The sequence below is a fragment of the Pontibacterium granulatum genome (genome assembly GCF_029961155.1).
Taxonomy (GTDB): Bacteria; Pseudomonadota; Gammaproteobacteria; order Pseudomonadales; family Balneatricaceae; genus Pontibacterium; species Pontibacterium granulatum.
On sequence record NZ_JASBRH010000063.1, the window covers coordinates 1 to 716 of the forward strand.

Here is a 716-nt window from a genome sequence, read left to right on the forward strand (position 1 = left end):
AAGGTGATGTCGTTGTGGTCTTTATCGTGAACCTGGGTTGCCACTTCTGCATGACAGAGCGGGAATGCACCCATCGCATAGTCTTTCAGCTGTGCGGTCACAGACTGAGACGAACGGGTTTCCGCGATAAAGGTGTTGAAACAGCCCTCTTCCACACCCAGCTTGGTCAGGTTGATGCCACCCTCAAAGAATGCGCCTTGTGGGAATACGTCGGCTGTACCTGCTTTTGGCGTAAATGGCCAAGGTGAGCCGCTGTCATCTTCAGGATTGTTTACCGTTGCGCAAGCAAACCCATGGTCTTCGCTACAGTCACCGCCAGACCCAAGTTCCAGCAGCGGCTTGTTGCCACCGACCCATTCAAAGACACGGATCTCACTGATTTTACCGCCTTGTACGAAGTCACTCAGGACCAGGATATCGCCTACCTGATGGCTACCGATAAATGGATCTGCTGTGTTGGGGTCCATATCGATATCAACGCTTACCTGGCCTTTGAGGAACCAGAAACCGACCTGTGCATCACCATTTACAGCAAAACGGTCCAGGCCGAAGTAAAGCATGCGGTCGCCCGCTTCGTGGACAGGCGTACCAGTAAGCGGATAATCAGCCGGGTTAATGTAGGCCGCCGCAAAAGCATCCAGAATCTGGTCTTTGTCAGGTGCGACGTTGTTTTCGGTGCTTTGCCATTCGCTGATATCATTTACGTCTTTAGAACC

Annotated in this window: 1 protein-coding gene; it reads right to left on the bottom strand. The window is 52.2% G+C overall.

Annotated features, from left to right (window positions below; translation table 11 throughout):
- On the bottom strand, positions 1–716 hold a 716-nt coding region (locus tag QKW35_RS21375; protein WP_282356392.1), incomplete at both ends, for a hypothetical protein.